At 72.9% G+C, this 14,333-nt stretch carries 15 protein-coding genes; 8 read left to right on the forward strand and 7 right to left on the reverse strand.

Features of this window, described 5'->3' with window-relative positions; all coding sequences use genetic code 11:
* Positions 1 to 43: 43 nt before the first annotated feature.
* Positions 44 to 940: a LysR family transcriptional regulator gene (locus ABD211_RS22190; RefSeq protein ID WP_344135182.1), complete on the forward strand. Its 897-nt coding sequence runs from the start codon at positions 44 to 46 to the stop codon at positions 938 to 940.
* 1 nt (position 941) lies between these two features.
* On the opposite strand, the gene ABD211_RS22195 is transcribed toward ABD211_RS22190, so the two are convergent.
* Positions 942 to 1,736 (reverse strand): class I SAM-dependent methyltransferase, encoded by a 795-nt coding sequence (locus ABD211_RS22195; protein WP_344135185.1) that lies wholly within the window; start codon positions 1,734 to 1,736, stop codon positions 942 to 944.
* 52 nt (positions 1,737 to 1,788) lie between these two features.
* Between ABD211_RS22195 and ABD211_RS22200 the strand changes: the two genes are divergently transcribed.
* Both ABD211_RS22200 and ABD211_RS22205 read left to right on the forward strand, forming a co-directional pair.
* Positions 1,789 to 2,592 carry a putative protein N(5)-glutamine methyltransferase gene (locus ABD211_RS22200; protein WP_425560489.1) on the forward strand — a complete coding sequence of 268 codons (804 nt, stop codon included), beginning with the start codon at positions 1,789 to 1,791 and terminating at the stop codon, positions 2,590 to 2,592.
* Entirely contained in the window at positions 2,589 to 3,068 is a 480-nt protein-coding gene (locus ABD211_RS22205) for a class I SAM-dependent methyltransferase (protein WP_344135191.1), read from the forward strand. The genes ABD211_RS22200 and ABD211_RS22205 overlap by 4 nt, the downstream gene beginning before the upstream one ends.
* A 163-nt stretch (positions 3,069 to 3,231) precedes the next feature.
* Here ABD211_RS22205 and ABD211_RS22210 read toward each other — a convergent pair whose 3' ends face one another.
* On the reverse strand, positions 3,232 to 4,167 hold the full coding sequence (locus ABD211_RS22210) for a S66 peptidase family protein (protein ID WP_344135194.1): 936 nt from the start codon (positions 4,165 to 4,167) through the stop codon (positions 3,232 to 3,234).
* Here ABD211_RS22210 and ABD211_RS22215 point away from each other — a divergent pair.
* Genes ABD211_RS22215 through ABD211_RS22230 form a run of 4 tightly spaced genes read left to right on the forward strand, consistent with a single transcriptional unit; the run spans position 4,166 to position 9,625 of the window.
* Positions 4,166 to 4,978 (forward strand): type 1 glutamine amidotransferase, encoded by an 813-nt coding sequence (locus tag ABD211_RS22215; protein ID WP_425560490.1) that lies wholly within the window; start codon positions 4,166 to 4,168, stop codon positions 4,976 to 4,978. The two genes, ABD211_RS22210 and ABD211_RS22215, sit on opposite strands and share 2 nt — an antisense overlap.
* Positions 4,979 to 4,980: 2 nt before the next feature.
* Positions 4,981 to 7,950 carry a bifunctional [glutamine synthetase] adenylyltransferase/[glutamine synthetase]-adenylyl-L-tyrosine phosphorylase gene (locus tag ABD211_RS22220; RefSeq protein ID WP_344135200.1) on the forward strand — a complete coding sequence of 990 codons (2,970 nt, stop codon included), beginning with the start codon at positions 4,981 to 4,983 and terminating at the stop codon, positions 7,948 to 7,950.
* Positions 7,951 to 7,959: 9 nt separating this feature from the next.
* Positions 7,960 to 8,628 (forward strand): DNA alkylation repair protein, encoded by a 669-nt coding sequence (locus ABD211_RS22225; RefSeq protein WP_344135203.1) that lies wholly within the window; start codon positions 7,960 to 7,962, stop codon positions 8,626 to 8,628.
* A gap of 43 nt (positions 8,629 to 8,671) precedes the next feature.
* On the forward strand, positions 8,672 to 9,625 hold the full coding sequence (locus ABD211_RS22230; RefSeq protein WP_344135206.1) for an acyltransferase domain-containing protein: 954 nt from the start codon (positions 8,672 to 8,674) through the stop codon (positions 9,623 to 9,625).
* On the opposite strand, the gene csrA is transcribed toward ABD211_RS22230, so the two are convergent.
* Genes csrA through flgN form a run of 5 tightly spaced genes read right to left on the reverse strand, consistent with a single transcriptional unit; the run spans position 9,614 to position 13,076 of the window.
* Positions 9,614 to 9,841 carry a carbon storage regulator CsrA gene (gene csrA, locus ABD211_RS22235; RefSeq protein ID WP_344135209.1) on the reverse strand — a complete coding sequence of 76 codons (228 nt, stop codon included), beginning with the start codon at positions 9,839 to 9,841 and terminating at the stop codon, positions 9,614 to 9,616. The genes ABD211_RS22230 and csrA overlap by 12 nt on opposite strands.
* A 10-nt stretch (positions 9,842 to 9,851) precedes the next feature.
* Complete coding sequence (gene fliW / locus ABD211_RS22240; RefSeq protein WP_344135212.1) at positions 9,852 to 10,280, reverse strand: flagellar assembly protein FliW; 429 nt, start codon at positions 10,278 to 10,280, stop codon at positions 9,852 to 9,854.
* 11 nt (positions 10,281 to 10,291) lie between these two features.
* Positions 10,292 to 11,185 carry a flagellar hook-associated protein FlgL gene (gene flgL, locus ABD211_RS22245; protein ID WP_344135215.1) on the reverse strand — a complete coding sequence of 298 codons (894 nt, stop codon included), beginning with the start codon at positions 11,183 to 11,185 and terminating at the stop codon, positions 10,292 to 10,294.
* Between the two features lie 17 nt (positions 11,186 to 11,202).
* Positions 11,203 to 12,594: a flagellar hook-associated protein FlgK gene (flgK, locus tag ABD211_RS22250; protein ID WP_344135218.1), complete on the reverse strand. Its 1,392-nt coding sequence runs from the start codon at positions 12,592 to 12,594 to the stop codon at positions 11,203 to 11,205.
* Positions 12,594 to 13,076: a flagellar export chaperone FlgN gene (gene flgN / locus ABD211_RS22255; RefSeq protein WP_344135222.1), complete on the reverse strand. Its 483-nt coding sequence runs from the start codon at positions 13,074 to 13,076 to the stop codon at positions 12,594 to 12,596. The genes flgK and flgN overlap by 1 nt, the downstream gene beginning before the upstream one ends.
* A gap of 223 nt (positions 13,077 to 13,299) precedes the next feature.
* On the opposite strand from flgN, the gene ABD211_RS22260 reads away from it, so the two are divergent.
* Complete coding sequence (locus ABD211_RS22260; RefSeq protein ID WP_344135225.1) at positions 13,300 to 14,169, forward strand: sigma-70 family RNA polymerase sigma factor; 870 nt, start codon at positions 13,300 to 13,302, stop codon at positions 14,167 to 14,169.
* The last annotated feature ends 164 nt before the right edge of the window (positions 14,170 to 14,333 follow it).

The following is a 14,333-nucleotide window of genomic DNA, read 5'->3' on the forward strand; positions in this document are numbered from 1 at the left end:
AGCACCAGCGCGTTGTTCTTTACGGACGATGTAGCGTCGCTGCATGATTGACCTCGCCCGGTTGCGCGCGCTGCACGCCGTCGCCACGTACGGCACCGTGACCGGCGCCGCCCGGGCGCTCTACCTCACCCCGTCGGCCGTCTCGCAGCACCTCGCCAAGCTGGAGCGCGAGACAGGCAGCGCGTTGCTCGAGAAGGACGGGCGCGGGCTGCGGCTCACCGAGGCGGGCCGGGTGCTCGTGCGGCACGCGGCCAACGTCCTCGCCGCCGTGGAGGAGGCCGAGGCCGCGCTCGCCGCGCACCACGACACCGTCACCGGGCGGCTCGTCATCGCCGCGTTCCCGACCGCGTGCCGCAGCCTCGCGCCCGTCGCCCTGTCGCGGCTGCTCGGCGAGCACCCCGGGCTGGAGCCGGCGCTGCGGGAGTGCGGCAACGCGATCAGCCTGGACCTCGTGGCGCGCGGCGAAGCCGACGTGGCGGTGATCGACGAGTGGCCGGAGGCCCGGATTTCGCTGCCGGCCGGTGTTTCGCAGTCGGAACTGGGCCCGGACGTCGCCGACCTCGTGGTGCCCGTGGGTCACCCGCTCGCGGGCGGCGGGCCGGTGCGGCTGACCGACGTGGTGGGACAGCGGTGGGTCGCGTCGACGCCCGGCTCCATCTGCCACGACTGGTTCACCCGGGTTATGCCCGACGTGTGGCCGGCGTTCCACGTCGACGAGTTCGAGACGCAACTGACGCTCATCGCGGCCGGGCTGGGTGTGGCCGTCATCCCGCGGCTCGCGCGCACCAGCCTGCCGGCCGGCGTCGCCGTCGTGCCGGTCGAGCCGGTGCCGACGCGGCGGGTCGGGGTCGCCTGGCGGACCGCGTCCGGCGCCCGACCCGCGATCAACGCGGCCATCGAGGCGCTGCACCACGCCTGGCGGCACCGCGCCACCGGCTGACCTAGCGGCAGGTCAGCACGGACGCGCGGCTGGTGAGGTCGAACGTCGGGCGGTCGGCGAAGTGGGCCGCGACGGCGCGTTCCGTCTCGGCCAGCACCGCCGACCAGGTCGGCCCGGCGGTCAGGCCCACCGCCTCCGGCGGCCAGCTCGCCGCGTAGCCCCGGATGAGCGCCTCGTCCGGGACGACGGACGTGCCGACGTGCTCGTGCACGTCCACCTCATCGAACGCCCCCGCGAGCGCCGCGCGGGCGTGTCCGGTGTTGAAGCGGGTGTTCGACCACTCGAGGGTCGCGTCGACGCCGACCACGGCGCGGACCGCTTCGGCGAGGATCAGCCGGATCTCGTCGGCGTGCCCGTCGCCGTTGGTCGCCACGACCACCGTCCCGCCGGGGCGGACGACGCGGCGCAGCTCGGCGACGGCCCGGCCGATGTCCGGCACGTGGTAGAGCATGTGCAGGCACAACGCCACGTCGACGCTGTCGTCGCGCAGTGGCAGCGCCTGGGCGTCGGCGACCGCCGTCGACGCGTACGCCGCCGAGGCGCGGGCCATGCCCGCCGAGTGGTCCAGGCCGAGCAGCGGCCCGGTGTGGCCCCGGCGGCGCAGGTCGGCGAGGAACCGGCCGTTACCGCAGCCGACGTCGGCGACCGTCGCCCCCGGGCGAGGAGCCGCGCGGTCGAGGATCGCGTCGAGGAGCGACGGTCCCGTGCGGAACTGCCACACCGCCTGCCGGGCCGACAGCCGCGACGGCTCGGCATACTGGTCGTGCAGCACCCGCGGGTCAACTGACGCGGTCATGCCGCCACCTCGCTCCGCTCGGTCATGCCGCCACCTTACGGCTGGAGTAGCGTTGGCGGCGGTGTCACCGTCATCCGAAACCCTGTCCGACCTGGTCGCCGTGTTGCGGGCGGCCGGCTGCGTGTTCGCCGAGGAGGAGGCCGCGCTGCTGGTGGCCGCCGCGTCCAGTGGGGCGGACCTCGCCGCCATGGCCGCCCGGCGGGTTGCCGGCGAGCCGCTGGAGCACGTCGTGGGCTGGGCGGAGTTCCGAGGGCTGCGCGTCGCGGTCGCTCCCGGCGTGTTCGTGCCCCGGCAGCGCACCGCCTTCCTCGTCGAGCGGGCGGCGTCCGTGACGCGGCCGGGCGCCGTGGTGGTGGACCTGTGCTGCGGCTCGGGGGCGATCGGCGCCGCGCTCGCGACAATGGTGGCCGGCGTCCAACTGCACGCCGCCGACGTCGACCCGGCGTCCGTGCGGTGCGCGCGGCGCAACCTGGCCGGCGTCGCGGCCGGCGTCTATGAGGGTGACCTGTTCGGCGCGCTCCCGGCGACGCTGCGCGGGCGGGTCGACGTGCTCGTCGCCAACGTGCCGTACGTACCCAGCGACGAGGTGGCCCTGATGCCGCCGGAGGCGCGCGACCACGAGCCGCGGGTGGCCCTCGACGGCGGCGACGACGGGCTCGACGTGCTGCGGCGGGTGGCCGACGACGTGTCCTTGTGGCTGGCGCCGGGCGGGCACCTGTTCGTGGAGTCCAGCGAGCGCCAGGCGGCGACCGCCGTCGGCATCATGGCGCGCGCCGGCCTGCGCGCGGCGACGGCCACGTCCGAGGACCTCTACGCGACGGTCATCTCCGGCACGAACGGGCCAGTGCCCCGGTGATCCACCGTGTCTATAGTGGACGGGGCGAGCTGCCCGTCCTCGGATCGTTCGACGTGGTGACCGCCGTGTGGCTGCTCGGCTACGCGCCGGGCGTCGAGGCGCTCGACTTCATGCTCGGCAAGCTGGTCGCCAACCTGGCGCCGGGCGGCACGTTCGTCGTCCTCGTCCCCAACCCGGAGATCGACTGGGACGGCCTCGACATCCTGCCGGCGTACGGCATCTCGGCGACGAGGACGGCCGAGTCCCTCGGCCGCCAGGGGTACGCGGTGCACATCCCCGGCGACCCGCCGATCGACTTCGAGGGCTTCACCTGGCCGCCCGGCGCCATCGAGTCGGCCCTCGACCGCGCCGGCCTCACCGACGTCCGCCGCGTGCCGACGACGATCACCGACGACCTGATCGCCGAGAAGGGCGCCGCCTACTGGACCCCCCTCCTGTCCAACCCCACCTTCGCCGTCTACACCGCCACCCGCTAAGGGCTGACCCACAGGACCTGCCAGCGTTTGGACCGTTACGCCTGGAACTCAGCGCGAAATTACCTGCCTCGCGGTCCAAACGTCGGCTTGCTGGGACAGGCGGTGATTGGACCGCACGTTCGTACCGGAGACAACGATCTCCGGACCAGGACGGCCAGCGGCGTCAGTGGATGGCGGGGGTGACCGTCAGGGTCGCCGTCGTCGTGTCCAGGGTTGCCGGCGTGCCGAAGGGGACGGCGATCTGGTCGCGGCCGTGGCCGATCGGGAGGCCGCCCAGGACCGGGACGCCCAGCGGGGACAGCCGATCGAGCAGGCAGTCGACGATCGTGGTGGACCAGTCGTCGGCGCAGTCGGTGAACTGGCCGACCGCCACGCCCGCCACGCCGTCCAGCACGCCGGCGCGGCGCAGGTGGGTGAGCATCCGGTCGACCTTGTACGGCGGCTCGGCCACGTCCTCGACCAACAGGATCGCGCCGGACAGGTCCGGGAAGTCGGGGGTGCCGAGCGACGCCGTCAGCAGGCACAGGTTGCCGCCGAGCAGGGGACCGGTGACCGGCGCGCCGGGAACGCGTACCCCCGAAGTCTCCTCGTCGGGGCGCGCGGAGATCTCCACGGGAGTCGGGTCCATGAGCGCGTGGCGCAGGGCGGCGACGGAGTCGGGGCCCGTGCGTTCCTCCAGCCAGGCGGCGCCGGGGCCGTGGACGCTGGCCAGCCGCGCGCCGCGCCAGAGGGCGAGCTGGAGCGCGGTGATGTCGGAGAAGCCGACGACGATCTTGGGGTCGGCGCGGACCGCCGCCATGTCGATGCCGTCGACGATGCGCTGCGCGCCGTAGCCGCCCCGGGTGCAGACCACGCCGCGCACCTCGGGGTCGCCGAGGGCGGTCATCAGGTCCGCCAGCCGCTCGGCGTCGGAGCCGGCGAGGTAGCCGGACCGGGCGTAGACATTCGGTGCGACGGCGACCGACAGGCCCCATTCGGTGAGCAACTCGACGCCCCGCGCCACCCGCTCCGGCCGCGTCGGTCCGGAGGGTGAGACGAGCATGACCCGGTCACCCGGACGCAGAGCGGCCGGCCGGACGGCGGTCGTGAGGTCGGCCATGGCGCCGAAGCTTAATCTCGATAGCCTTTGCACCATGACCGGCCTGACTCTGGTGATCGAGAACGACCCGACCGACGACGTGCGGCGGCTGGGCGACTGGCTCACGGCCGCGGGCCTCACCCTCTCGGTGGTACGCCCGCACGCCGGCGACCCGCTGCCGGCCGACCTCGACGGCGTCGCCGGCCTGGTGGTGCTCGGCGGCGAGCAGAGCGCCTACGACGACCCGGACGCCGACCCCGCCGCGGCGTGGTTCCCGGCGCTGGAGTCGCTGCTGCGCAAGGCGGTCCGGCACAGCGTGCCGACGCTCGCGGTCTGCCTCGGCGCGCAGTTGCTCGCCCAGGCGCACGGCGGGGTGGTGGAGCCCGCGGCGGCCGGCCCCGAGATCGGGCCGCGACTCGTCGCCAAGCGGGACAAGGCCGACGACGACCCGCTCTTCGCGAGCACGCCGATGCTCATGGACGTGCTTCAGTGGCACACCGACGAGATCGTCGCGCTGCCCGTCGGGGCGACGCTGCTGGCGGCCTCGACGAACTACGCGAACCAGGCGTTCCGGCTGGGCGACAAGGCATGGGGCGTGCAGTTCCACATCGAGTGCGACACCCAGATGGTGGCCTCCTGGGCCCTGGACTCGATCGGGCTGTTGAAGGAGTGCCGCATCGACCCGGAGGGGCTGCTGGACCGCACCGAGGCGGCCATGGTCGACCTGGAGGAGGCCTGGCGCCCGTTCGCGGAACGGTTCGCCGCGGTGGTTCGTGGGGAGCTGGCCGGCGCCTCGGTGACCGGCCGGCCGCTGCCGCTGCTGGGCCACTGAACGTGACTCGACCCACCAGCGCCACTGGCCGGCTGGCCCGGTACGGCTTCGCCGATGCCGTTCTCGCCGCCCGGTCGCTGGCCAGCGGCGGGCTCGGGCTCTGGGACGAGGCGGAGCAGCGGCCCGTCGACGCCGCGGCCGGCGACGTGCTGACCGCGTTGGGCGCGGCTGCCGACCCCGACCTGGCGCTGCGCCAGCTGGTCCGGCTGGCCGAGATGACCACCCGGCTGGGGCTGGCCCCGCCCGTCGAGGCGCTGCGCGCGGACGAGCGGCTGCGCCGGCGCGTCACGGCCGTTCTCGGGGCGTCCACGGCGCTGGGCGACGACCTCGTCGCCAACCCCGGCGAGCTCGGCCTGGTCGCCGCGCCGGACCGGACGCTGGACAGCGACCCGTTCGCCGGGTCCGCCATCGACTCGCCGGCCGCGCTGCGGCGGGCGTACCGGGGCGCGGTGCTGCGCATCGCCGGCGCCGACCTGACCGGCGCGGCCGACCTGGAACAGTCCATGGCCCGGCTCTCCACGCTCGCCGACGCGACGTTGCGCGCCGCGTACCTGCTGGCGGTGTCGGAGCGTGGTGGCCGGGCGCCGCGACTGGCCGTGGTGACCATGGGCAAGTGCGGCGGCCGCGAGCTGAACTACGTCAGCGACGTTGACGTGATCTTCGTCGTGGCCGGCGACGACGACCTCAGCGCGGGCCAGGCGATCGCGAGCCGGCTCATGGTGATCTGCGGTCAGGTGGCCTGGCAGGTCGACGCGAACCTGCGGCCCGAGGGCAGCCGCGGCCCGCTGGTGCGCACGCTCGCCTCGCACGTGGCGTACTACAAGCGGTGGGCGCGCACCTGGGAGTTCCAGGCCCTGCTCAAGGCCCGCCCGGCCGCCGGTGACCTGGCGCTGGGCGCCGAATGGCTCGAGGCGCTGCAACCGTTGGTGTGGCGGGCCGCCGAGCGTCCCGACGTGGTCGAGGACGTGCGCGCCATGCGCCGGCGCATCATCGAGAACGTACCCCGCAAGGAGCTCGACCGGGAGATCAAGCGCGGCCCGGGCGGGCTGCGCGACATCGAGTTCGCGGTGCAGCTGCTGCAGCTGGTGCACGGCCGGGCCGACGAGTCGCTGCGCTCACCGTCCACGTTGGACGCGCTGCGCGCGCTGACCGGCGGCGGGTACGTCGGCCGGGCCGACGGCGACGCCCTGGTCGAGGGTTACCGGTTCCTGCGCACCGTCGAGCACCGCCTGCAGCTGCAACGCCTGCAGCGCACGCACACCGTGCCGACCGATCCGGAGGCGCTGCGCTGGCTCGCGCACGCGCTGGGCTACCGCACCGACCCGCACGCCGACGCCGTCGAGCAGTTCCGCACCGCGTGGGTCACCCACGCGCAGGAGGTACGCCGGCTGCACTCCAAGCTGGTCTACCGGCCGCTGCTGGAGGCGGTGGCCCGGGTCCCCAACGAGGATCTGCGGCTGACCCCCACGGAGGCCGGCGCGCGGCTGGAGGTGCTCGGCTTCGCCGACCCGTCCGGCGCGCTGCGCCACCTGGAGGCGCTCACCGGCGGCGTGTCCCGCTACGCGGCGATCCAGCGCACGCTGCTGCCGGTGCTGCTGAGCGAGTTCGCCGACGCGCCCGAGCCCGACCGGGGCCTGCTCGCCTACCGGCAGGTCTCCGACACGCTGCGCGGCACGCCGTGGTACCTGCGGCTGATGCGCGACGGCGGCCCGGTGGCGCTGCGCCTGGCCCGGCTGCTGAGCCTGTCGCGCTACATCACCGAGCTGCTGGTGCGCGACCCGGAGGCGCTACGGTTGCTGGCCGACGACGGCGAGCTGGCCGCGCGGACCCGCGAGTCGCTGCTGGACGGCTTCTTCGCCGCCGCCGACCGGCACTTCGGCGCGGGCGCGTCGGTCAGCGCGGTGCGCGCCCTGCGTCGCCGCGAGCTGTTCCGTATCGCCTGCGCGGACATCCTCGGCGGCCTCGCGGCGGGCGCGCCGCCCAACGGCGCGCCGCTGTCCACGGTGCGGCTCGACGCCGCCGAGGTGGGTCAGGCGCTCGCCGACGTCACCGACGCCACGCTCGCGGCCGCGCTGCGGGCCACCAAATCCAGGGTACGAGCCTCCGACCTACCCTTCGCGATCATCGGCATGGGGCGCCTCGGCGGGGCCGAGATGAGCTACCCCTCCGACGCCGACGTGCTGTTCGTCTACGAGCCGCTGCCGGGCATGGCGGAGGACGCCGCGAGCGGCCATGCCCTGGCCATCGCCGAGGAGCTGCGCCGGCTGCTGTCCGCCCCGGCGCCCGAGCCGCCGCTGGGCATCGACGCGGACCTGCGGCCCGAGGGGCGGCAGGGGCCGCTGGTGCGCAGCATGGCCGCGTACGAGCGGTACTACGCCAAGTGGTCGCGCGTATGGGAGGCGCAGGCCCTGCTGCGGGCCCGGTTCGTCTGCGGCGACGAGGAGCTGGGCGCCCGGTTCCTGGCGCTGGCCGACCGCGTGCGCTTCCCGGACGCCGGCCTCAGCCACGAGCAGATCGTGGAGATCCGCCGGATCAAGGCGCGGGTGGACACCGAGCGGCTGCCGCGCGGCGCCGACCCGGCCACGCACGCGAAACTGGGCCGGGGCGGCCTCGCCGACATCGAGTGGACGGTCCAGCTCCTGCAACTGCGGTACGGGCACTCGGTGCCGGGCCTGCGGAGCACCCGTACTCTCCAGGCTCTCGCGGCGGCCCGGCTGGCGGAGCTGGTGTCCGAGGCGGACGAGGTGGCCCTGAGCTCGGCGTGGACCCTGGCGACCCGGGTGCGCAACGCCCTCATGCTGGTCCGGGGACGGCCGACCGACCAGCTGCCGCGGCAGGGCGCCGAGCTGGCCGCCGTGGCCCGGGTGCTGGGCCGGCCGGCGGGCTCGGACCCGGGGGAGTTCCTCGACGAGTACCTGCGCGTGACCCGGCGGGCCCGGGCCACGGCCGACCGACTGTTCCACGCGCCGTAGGAGGTTGAGGTGGCTGATACCACGGTGACCGGACTGCTCGCCGAGCTGGCGGCGCTCGAGGACCCGAAGATGCGCGCGGTGAACGAGAAGCACGGCGACGACCACGGGGTGAACCTCGGCCAGTTGCGCGCGATCGCGAAGCGGCTGAAGACGCAGCAGGACCTCGCCCGCGAGCTGTGGGACACCGACGACAGCGCGGCACGGCTGCTGGCGCTGCTGATCTGCCGCCCCAGGGCGTTCGACCGGGCCGAGTTGGACGCCATGCTGCGCGCGTCGCGCACCCCGAAGGTGCACGACTGGCTCGTGAACTACGTGGTGAAGAAGAGCCCGCACGCGGAGGAGCTGCGCGTGGCCTGGTTCGCCGACCCGGATCCGGTGATCGCGAGCGCCGGCTGGGCGCTGACCACCGAACGCGTCGCGAAAAAGCCCGAGGGACTCGACCTCGACGGGCTCCTCGACACCATCGAGGCGGAGATGAAGGACGCCCCGGACCGGCTGCAGTGGGCGATGAACCACTGCCTGGCCCAGATCGGCATCGACCACGTCGGGCTGCGTCCCCGGGCGATCGACATCGGCGAGCGGCTGGAGGTCCTCAAGGACTACCCGACGCCGCCGAACTGCACGTCCCCGTTCGCGCCGATCTGGATCGCCGAGATCGTGCGTCGGCAGCAGGGCTAGCGGATCATGGTTGTGCGCCCCCGGGTCCGGTAGGGTCGTCGGCGTGGATCCAGCCGACGTCGCCGCCCGGCTCGGGGTGCCTGTCGAGGACGTCGACCGGGTGCACCGGCTCGCCGGCGACCGGCCGTCGGCTCCGCTGCCCGCCAGGGCCGACGCGCCCGCGATCCTCGACCGGCTCGCGGTGCGGCCGGACGACGCCGCCGAGATCATGGCGGGCTGGCCGGACCCCGACTCCCCGCTGTGGACCCCGGAGCTGCGCTGGCTGCTCGACCGCTCGATCGCCCTGGTCCGCGCCGACCTCGGGGGCCACGGCTGGCTGGCGCCCGGTCCGGAGCTGCCGCGTGACCGGGGCCCCGCCTGGCGGCATCTCTACGTGTACGCCTACCTGGCCCTGACCGACGTCGTCAGGGAGTATCACCGCGACCACGGCGTGACCGACGAGGTGTCCTGGATGACCCTCGCGGACCTGGGCCGCAATCTCGCGATCGACCGGCGGATGCGCGGCGAGGGCTGGCCCGTCATGCAGGCCTGGCTGACGCTGCACGCGCGCGGCGGCCTCTACGAGCTGGGCCGGCTGCAGCACCACCGCGGTGACGGCACCGAGATCGGCCTGCACATCCCCGAGTCGGGGCCGTTGACCCCGGAGGCGATCGACGCGTCGCTCGACGCGGCCCGCGCGTTCTTCCCGCGCCACTTTCCCGACGAGCGCTACACGGCGTTCGCGTGCGGCTCGTGGCTGCTCGACCCGCAGCTGCGGGAGTACCTGCCCGAGGACAGCAACATCGTCCGGTTCCAGCGGAGGTTCGAGCTGGAGCCCTACGAGCAGCCGGAAGGGATCGACTGTGACGTCGAGGTCCTGCGGTTCACGTTCCGCAGCCTGACCACGCCGCTCGACCAGTTGCCGCGTCGCACCGTGCTCGAGCGCGCGGTCGTCGACCACCTGAAGGCCGGCCGCCACTGGCAGTGGCGGCGCGGCACGTTCCCGCTAGGGGCGTAGGAGCTGGGACAGGCTGTCCACGGCGGCCTTGCTGGGGGAGGCGGCCTCCCGGTTGGCCGCCTGCAGCTCGCGGTAGATCTCCTCGCGGTGCACCTGGACGCTGCGGGGCGCGGCGATGCCCACGCGGACCACGTCGCCGCGCACCTCCAGCACGGTGATCACCACATCGTCGCCGACCATGATGCTCTCGCCGGGGCGGCGGGTCAGGACGAGCATGTCCGCGACCCTACGCCGCGGACCGCAGTGGCGCGCGCACCGGATTGTCCGTGCCGGCGAGGATGACCTGCAGGGCCCGTAGCCGCACGGGGTCGATGAGGATCGGGGCGAGCAGGTTCGCCGTGGTGCGCGACGGGGTCGACCCGACCGTCACCACGAGCAGCGTCAGGAGCTGGTCGACCTCCGCCGCCGTGATCCCGAGCAGCTCGAGCGACTCCTCGGATACCTCCGGGGTGTACTCGGGGAAGAACGGCGCGGGAGGCACCACCACGAAGCGCAGCTCCGGATCGTCGACGCTGGCCAGCTCGTAGAGCAGGCCGTCGTCGTCGAGCCGGACGAGCATGAAACTCCGGTGCCGGGGGAATCCCGGCAGCGGGGTCACGAACTCGATCACCGGCAGCGTCGTGGTGGTTTCCTCGGAGATGGTGGTGCTCCTCACCGAACTGTTGGTCACCGCAGGAAGTCGACCAGGGAGGTCTGCACCACCTTGGCGGTGGCGGCGAGTGCCGCCTGGTACGCCGTCTGCTGCAGTTGGACTTCCATGATCGTGTTGGGCAGGTCGATGTCCTCAAAGTCGGACAACTGCGACTTCAGCGTAATAATACGCTCAGCCCCGGTGTCCCGCATGGTCGTCAACCGGTTGTACCGGGCGCCGACCTCCGCGAGCTGCGTGGTGATGGTGGTCCGCGTGTTGTCGAGAGCGTCCAGGCTCGAGCTCAGGCTCTCCGGAGCCGTGCGCAGCTTGTCCGCGATATCGGTGAGCATGGTGAACATGTTGTTGCCGTTCGCGCCGAAGACCTCGGTCGCGTCGAGGTTCACCTGCACCTTGGCGTTGTCGCCGATCCGCCGCTCAACCACGCCCGGCGTGCCGGTGAAGTCGTACGGGCTGCTGGCGTCGAACGCGACGGTGCCCGTGGTCGTGCCGCCGAAGATCGGCCGGTCCAGGTACCGGGTGTTGGCGAGGTTGATCAACGAGTCGCGGATCTGCTCCACCTCGGTGGCCAGCGCCTCGCGCGAGTCGACGGTGTTGGCGGCGCCGGTCGACTTGCCCTGCAGGACCAGGTCGCGGACCCGGTTGAGCTGCGGGAGGGTGCCGGTGAGCGTCTGGTCCGCCGTCGACAGCCAGCCGAGGCCGTCGTCGATGTTGCGGGCGTACTGCTCGGCCGTGCGGATGTCCGTGCGCAGGCGCATCGCGGCGACCGTACCGGTCGGGGAGTCCGACGGGCGCGCGATGAGCTTGCCGCTGGAGAGCTGCTCCTGCAGCCGGCCCATCTTGTTCAGGTTGGCCTGCAGGCCGGACAGCACGCGGGCCGAGATCGAGCTCTCGGTAATGCGGTTCTGCATGATCGTTAGTCCTTCGCTCAGCCGGTCCGGTTGATGAGGGTGTCGAGGGTCTCGTCGATGCTGTTGAACACGCGCGACGCGGCCTCGTACGCCCGCTGGTAGGCCAGCAGGTTGGTCATCTCCTCGTCGAGGTTCACACCCGACTGCGAGCTGCGCGCAACGTCGATCTCGGTCTCCACGGCGGCCTGGATCTCGGCGCGGCGGGCCGCGCTCTGCGACTGCACGCCCAGGCCGGCCACGAGCCGGCGGTAGGCCGAGTCGGCGCCGTCGGTCTTCTGACCCAGGGCGGCCAGGGCGTCGGCGTTGCCGGCGTCGAGGTTGGGGGCGCCCGCCTGGGACGACGCGGCGACCAGCATCGGGTCGTCGATGGCGACCTTGATGGTGCTCGCGGTGGTGCCCGTGAAGAAGGCGGTGCCCGGGTTGCCGTTGAGGTCGTGGCCCTGCCCGTGGGCGAGGTTGACCGACGACGCGAGGGAGGCCGCGATGGCGTCCAACTGGTTGGCGTAGTCCGGCAGGATCGTGTTGAGCGACTGCAGGTGGGCGGCGACCCTGCCGTCCGTGGCCGTGGCCGTCCGGCCGTTGTCGGCCCACTGCAGCGACACGCGCTGCCCGGTCGGGTCGGTGACGAGGTCCTCCAGGCGGGTGCCGCCGCCGACCTTGAGCTCCCGCGAGCTGGATCCGCTGACCAGTGTCGAGCCGCCGAGCAGCACGTCCATGGTGCCGTCCGGGCGGGCGATCGCCGTCGTGCCGGCCACCTCGGCGAGGTGCATGAGCTGCAGGTCGCGCTGGTCGGCCAGCTCGTTCACCGGCAGGCCGGCGGCCTGGGCCCGGTTGATCGACTGGTTGAGCTCGGCGATCGTCTTCGTCGTGGTGTTGATGTCGGTCGCGAACGCCTCGAGCTGGCTGCGGCTGATCGTGAACTCGGCGCCGAGCTGGTCGAACGCCCGGCTCAGACCGTCGGTGACCACCCGGCCGCGCTCCAGCAGCTGGTTGCGCGCGGCGAGCAGGCCCGGGTTGTTCGCGACGTCGTGCCACGCGGCCCAGTAGTCGTCGAACTGCGACTGCAGGGCCGTGTCGCTGGGCTCGGTGAAGATCGACTCCACGCTGCCGAACACCTGCTTCTGCACGTCGAGGTACGCGCCCTGGGCGTGCTCGGCCCGGCCCCGGGCCTCGAGGAAGGCGTCGCGCGCCCGGCTGATCGCCGTGACGTCCACGCCCGCGCCGGCGCCACTCCATACGGCGTGGACGGCGGGCACCTGCTGGGACGCGATGGCGCGCATGTCGACGCGCTGGCGCGAATAGCCCTCGGTGTTGGCGTTGGCGATGTTCTGGCCGGTCACGTCCAGGCCCCGACGCTGCGCGTAGAGCGCGCTCAGGGCGGTGGACAGGCCGCTGAAGGTGCTGGTCATTACAGTGCCTCGTCGATCAGGCTGGGACGGCGGGCGCCGGCGACGGTACGCCCCTGAGGGCTGTAGGTCTCCACGGTGCCGGCGACCACGAGCAGCGCCTCGCGCGCGGCCCGCTGGCCGGCGGAGAGCATCTCGCGGTTCGTCGCGGCGAGCGCGGTGATCTCACCGGTGAGGGTGAGGAACGCGCGGCGGTGGTCGAGCAGGAGGTCGTTCCACGGTTCGGGGGCAGCGTCGGCGATCTGGGCCAGGCTGGCGTCCGGCGGCAGCTGCAGCGCGAGCGCGACGGCCTGCGAGTGCGCGGACCGGGCGACCTCGCCCGCGCGCAGCTCTTCCAGAACGACCTCAACCTCACGCGTAGCGTGCGCTAACCAGCGGGACGGGCCCGCGGCGAGCAGCAGCTGCTCCTCCTCCAGCTTGAACAGGAGCAGCTCGAGCAGTTCTCGGGTACGCCAGAGAATGGTGGACAACTCGTACAGGCTCACCGTTCACCTCCTTCGGGGTTTGCGTGCGCTGCACTGCGCACTTCTCGTCGACAGTTCCGGTCGGCAGGCGGGCCGGGCATCTGAGGTTTCCGGCCGGTAGCGAGTACCCGCACCCGGATAGCAACCGAGCGCAACTGGCCGTGCACCCAACGCACCCGAAAGTAATTCGTGTTCGTCGGATGCACCGCGCCCCCACGGTGCCGCTCGGAGGGTCCCCCCGGTAATGCCCGCTGTCTCCACCGACCGTGCCCTAGAAGATCTCGTTCGGGAGCACGTTCCCCTGGTTGGTCACCTTGTCCGCGAGCTTCTCGGCAGAGTGCCCGCACACGTCAACCGCGACGACCTGACCTCGGCGGGGCTGGCCGCCCTGGTTTCCGCCGCTCGGGCCTACGACCCGGAGCGGGGGATCCCGTTCCAGCGCTTCGCCGGCATGCGCATCCGCGGTGGCCTGCTAGACGAGCTGCGCGGTCTGGACTGGGCGAGCCGGTCGGTGCGCCAGCGGGCCCGTCAGACCGAGACTATCCGCCAGGAGCTCACCTCGGCGATGGGCAGGGTTCCCACCAACGCCGAGGTCGCCCAGACGCTCGGCATCGCCGTCGACGAGGTCGCCGCGGTCGACGAGGATGTGCAGCGCGCCGTCGTGCTCAGCCTGCAGGGCTTTACCGCCGGCACCGCCGAGGACATGGTCACCGAGTCCACCGCCGGCCCCGAGGACCTCATCCTGCACCGGGAGCGCATCGGTTACCTGCACCAGGCCATCGAGGCGCTGCCGGACCGGCTCCGTACGGTCGTGCGTGGGTACTTCCTGGAGGAGCGCCCCATGGCCGAGATCGCCGAGGAGCTCGGGGTCACCGAATCGCGGGTCTCCCAGCTGCGCGCGGAGGCGCTCGGCCTGCTCCGCGACGGCCTGAACACGCAGCTCGACCCGGACATGGTCGCCACGCCCGAGCGTCCGGACGGCTGCGTCGCGCGTCGCCGTGCCAGTTACTACGCCGAGGTCGCCGCGAAGGGTGACCTGCGCTCGCGGCTCGCGATGACCGACCTGAACGGCCTGCCGGCCACCGGCCAGTCGAGCGCCAACGTCGCGGCTTGACCACTTCTTGAGGTTCTTCGGGTCAGCAGCGCCCCGTCGTCACCGATTGGTACAGCGGGCCGGAGCACGGAAGCACCGGTGCCCTCGATGTATATCAAGGAGTGACTGCTATGGGCCTGCGGGTCAACCAGAACATCGCGGCGATCAACTCGTACCGCAACCTG

The sequence above is a fragment of the Luedemannella flava genome (assembly GCF_039528515.1).
GTDB classification, from domain to species: Bacteria; Actinomycetota; Actinomycetes; order Mycobacteriales; family Micromonosporaceae; genus Luedemannella; species Luedemannella flava.

Bases quoted from the DNA above. Each gene is read 5' to 3' on its own strand.
- ABD211_RS22190 (WP_344135182.1), top strand. From the start codon at position 44: ATGATTGACCTCGCCCGGTTGCGCGCGCTGCACGCCGTCGCCACGTAC.
- ABD211_RS22195 (WP_344135185.1), bottom strand. From the start codon at position 1,736: ATGACCGCGTCAGTTGACCCGCGGGTGCTGCACGACCAGTATGCCGAG.
- ABD211_RS22215 (WP_425560490.1), top strand. From the start codon at position 4,166: ATGGCGCCGAAGCTTAATCTCGATAGCCTTTGCACCATGACCGGCCTG.
- ABD211_RS22210 (WP_344135194.1), bottom strand. From the start codon at position 4,167: ATGGCCGACCTCACGACCGCCGTCCGGCCGGCCGCTCTGCGTCCGGGT.
- csrA (WP_344135209.1), bottom strand. From the start codon at position 9,841: ATGCTCGTCCTGACCCGCCGCCCCGGCGAGAGCATCATGGTCGGCGAC.
- flgL (WP_344135215.1), bottom strand. From the start codon at position 11,185: ATGCAGAACCGCATTACCGAGAGCTCGATCTCGGCCCGCGTGCTGTCC.
- flgK (WP_344135218.1), bottom strand. From the start codon at position 12,594: ATGACCAGCACCTTCAGCGGCCTGTCCACCGCCCTGAGCGCGCTCTAC.
- ABD211_RS22260 (WP_344135225.1), top strand. From the start codon at position 13,300: ATGCCCGCTGTCTCCACCGACCGTGCCCTAGAAGATCTCGTTCGGGAG.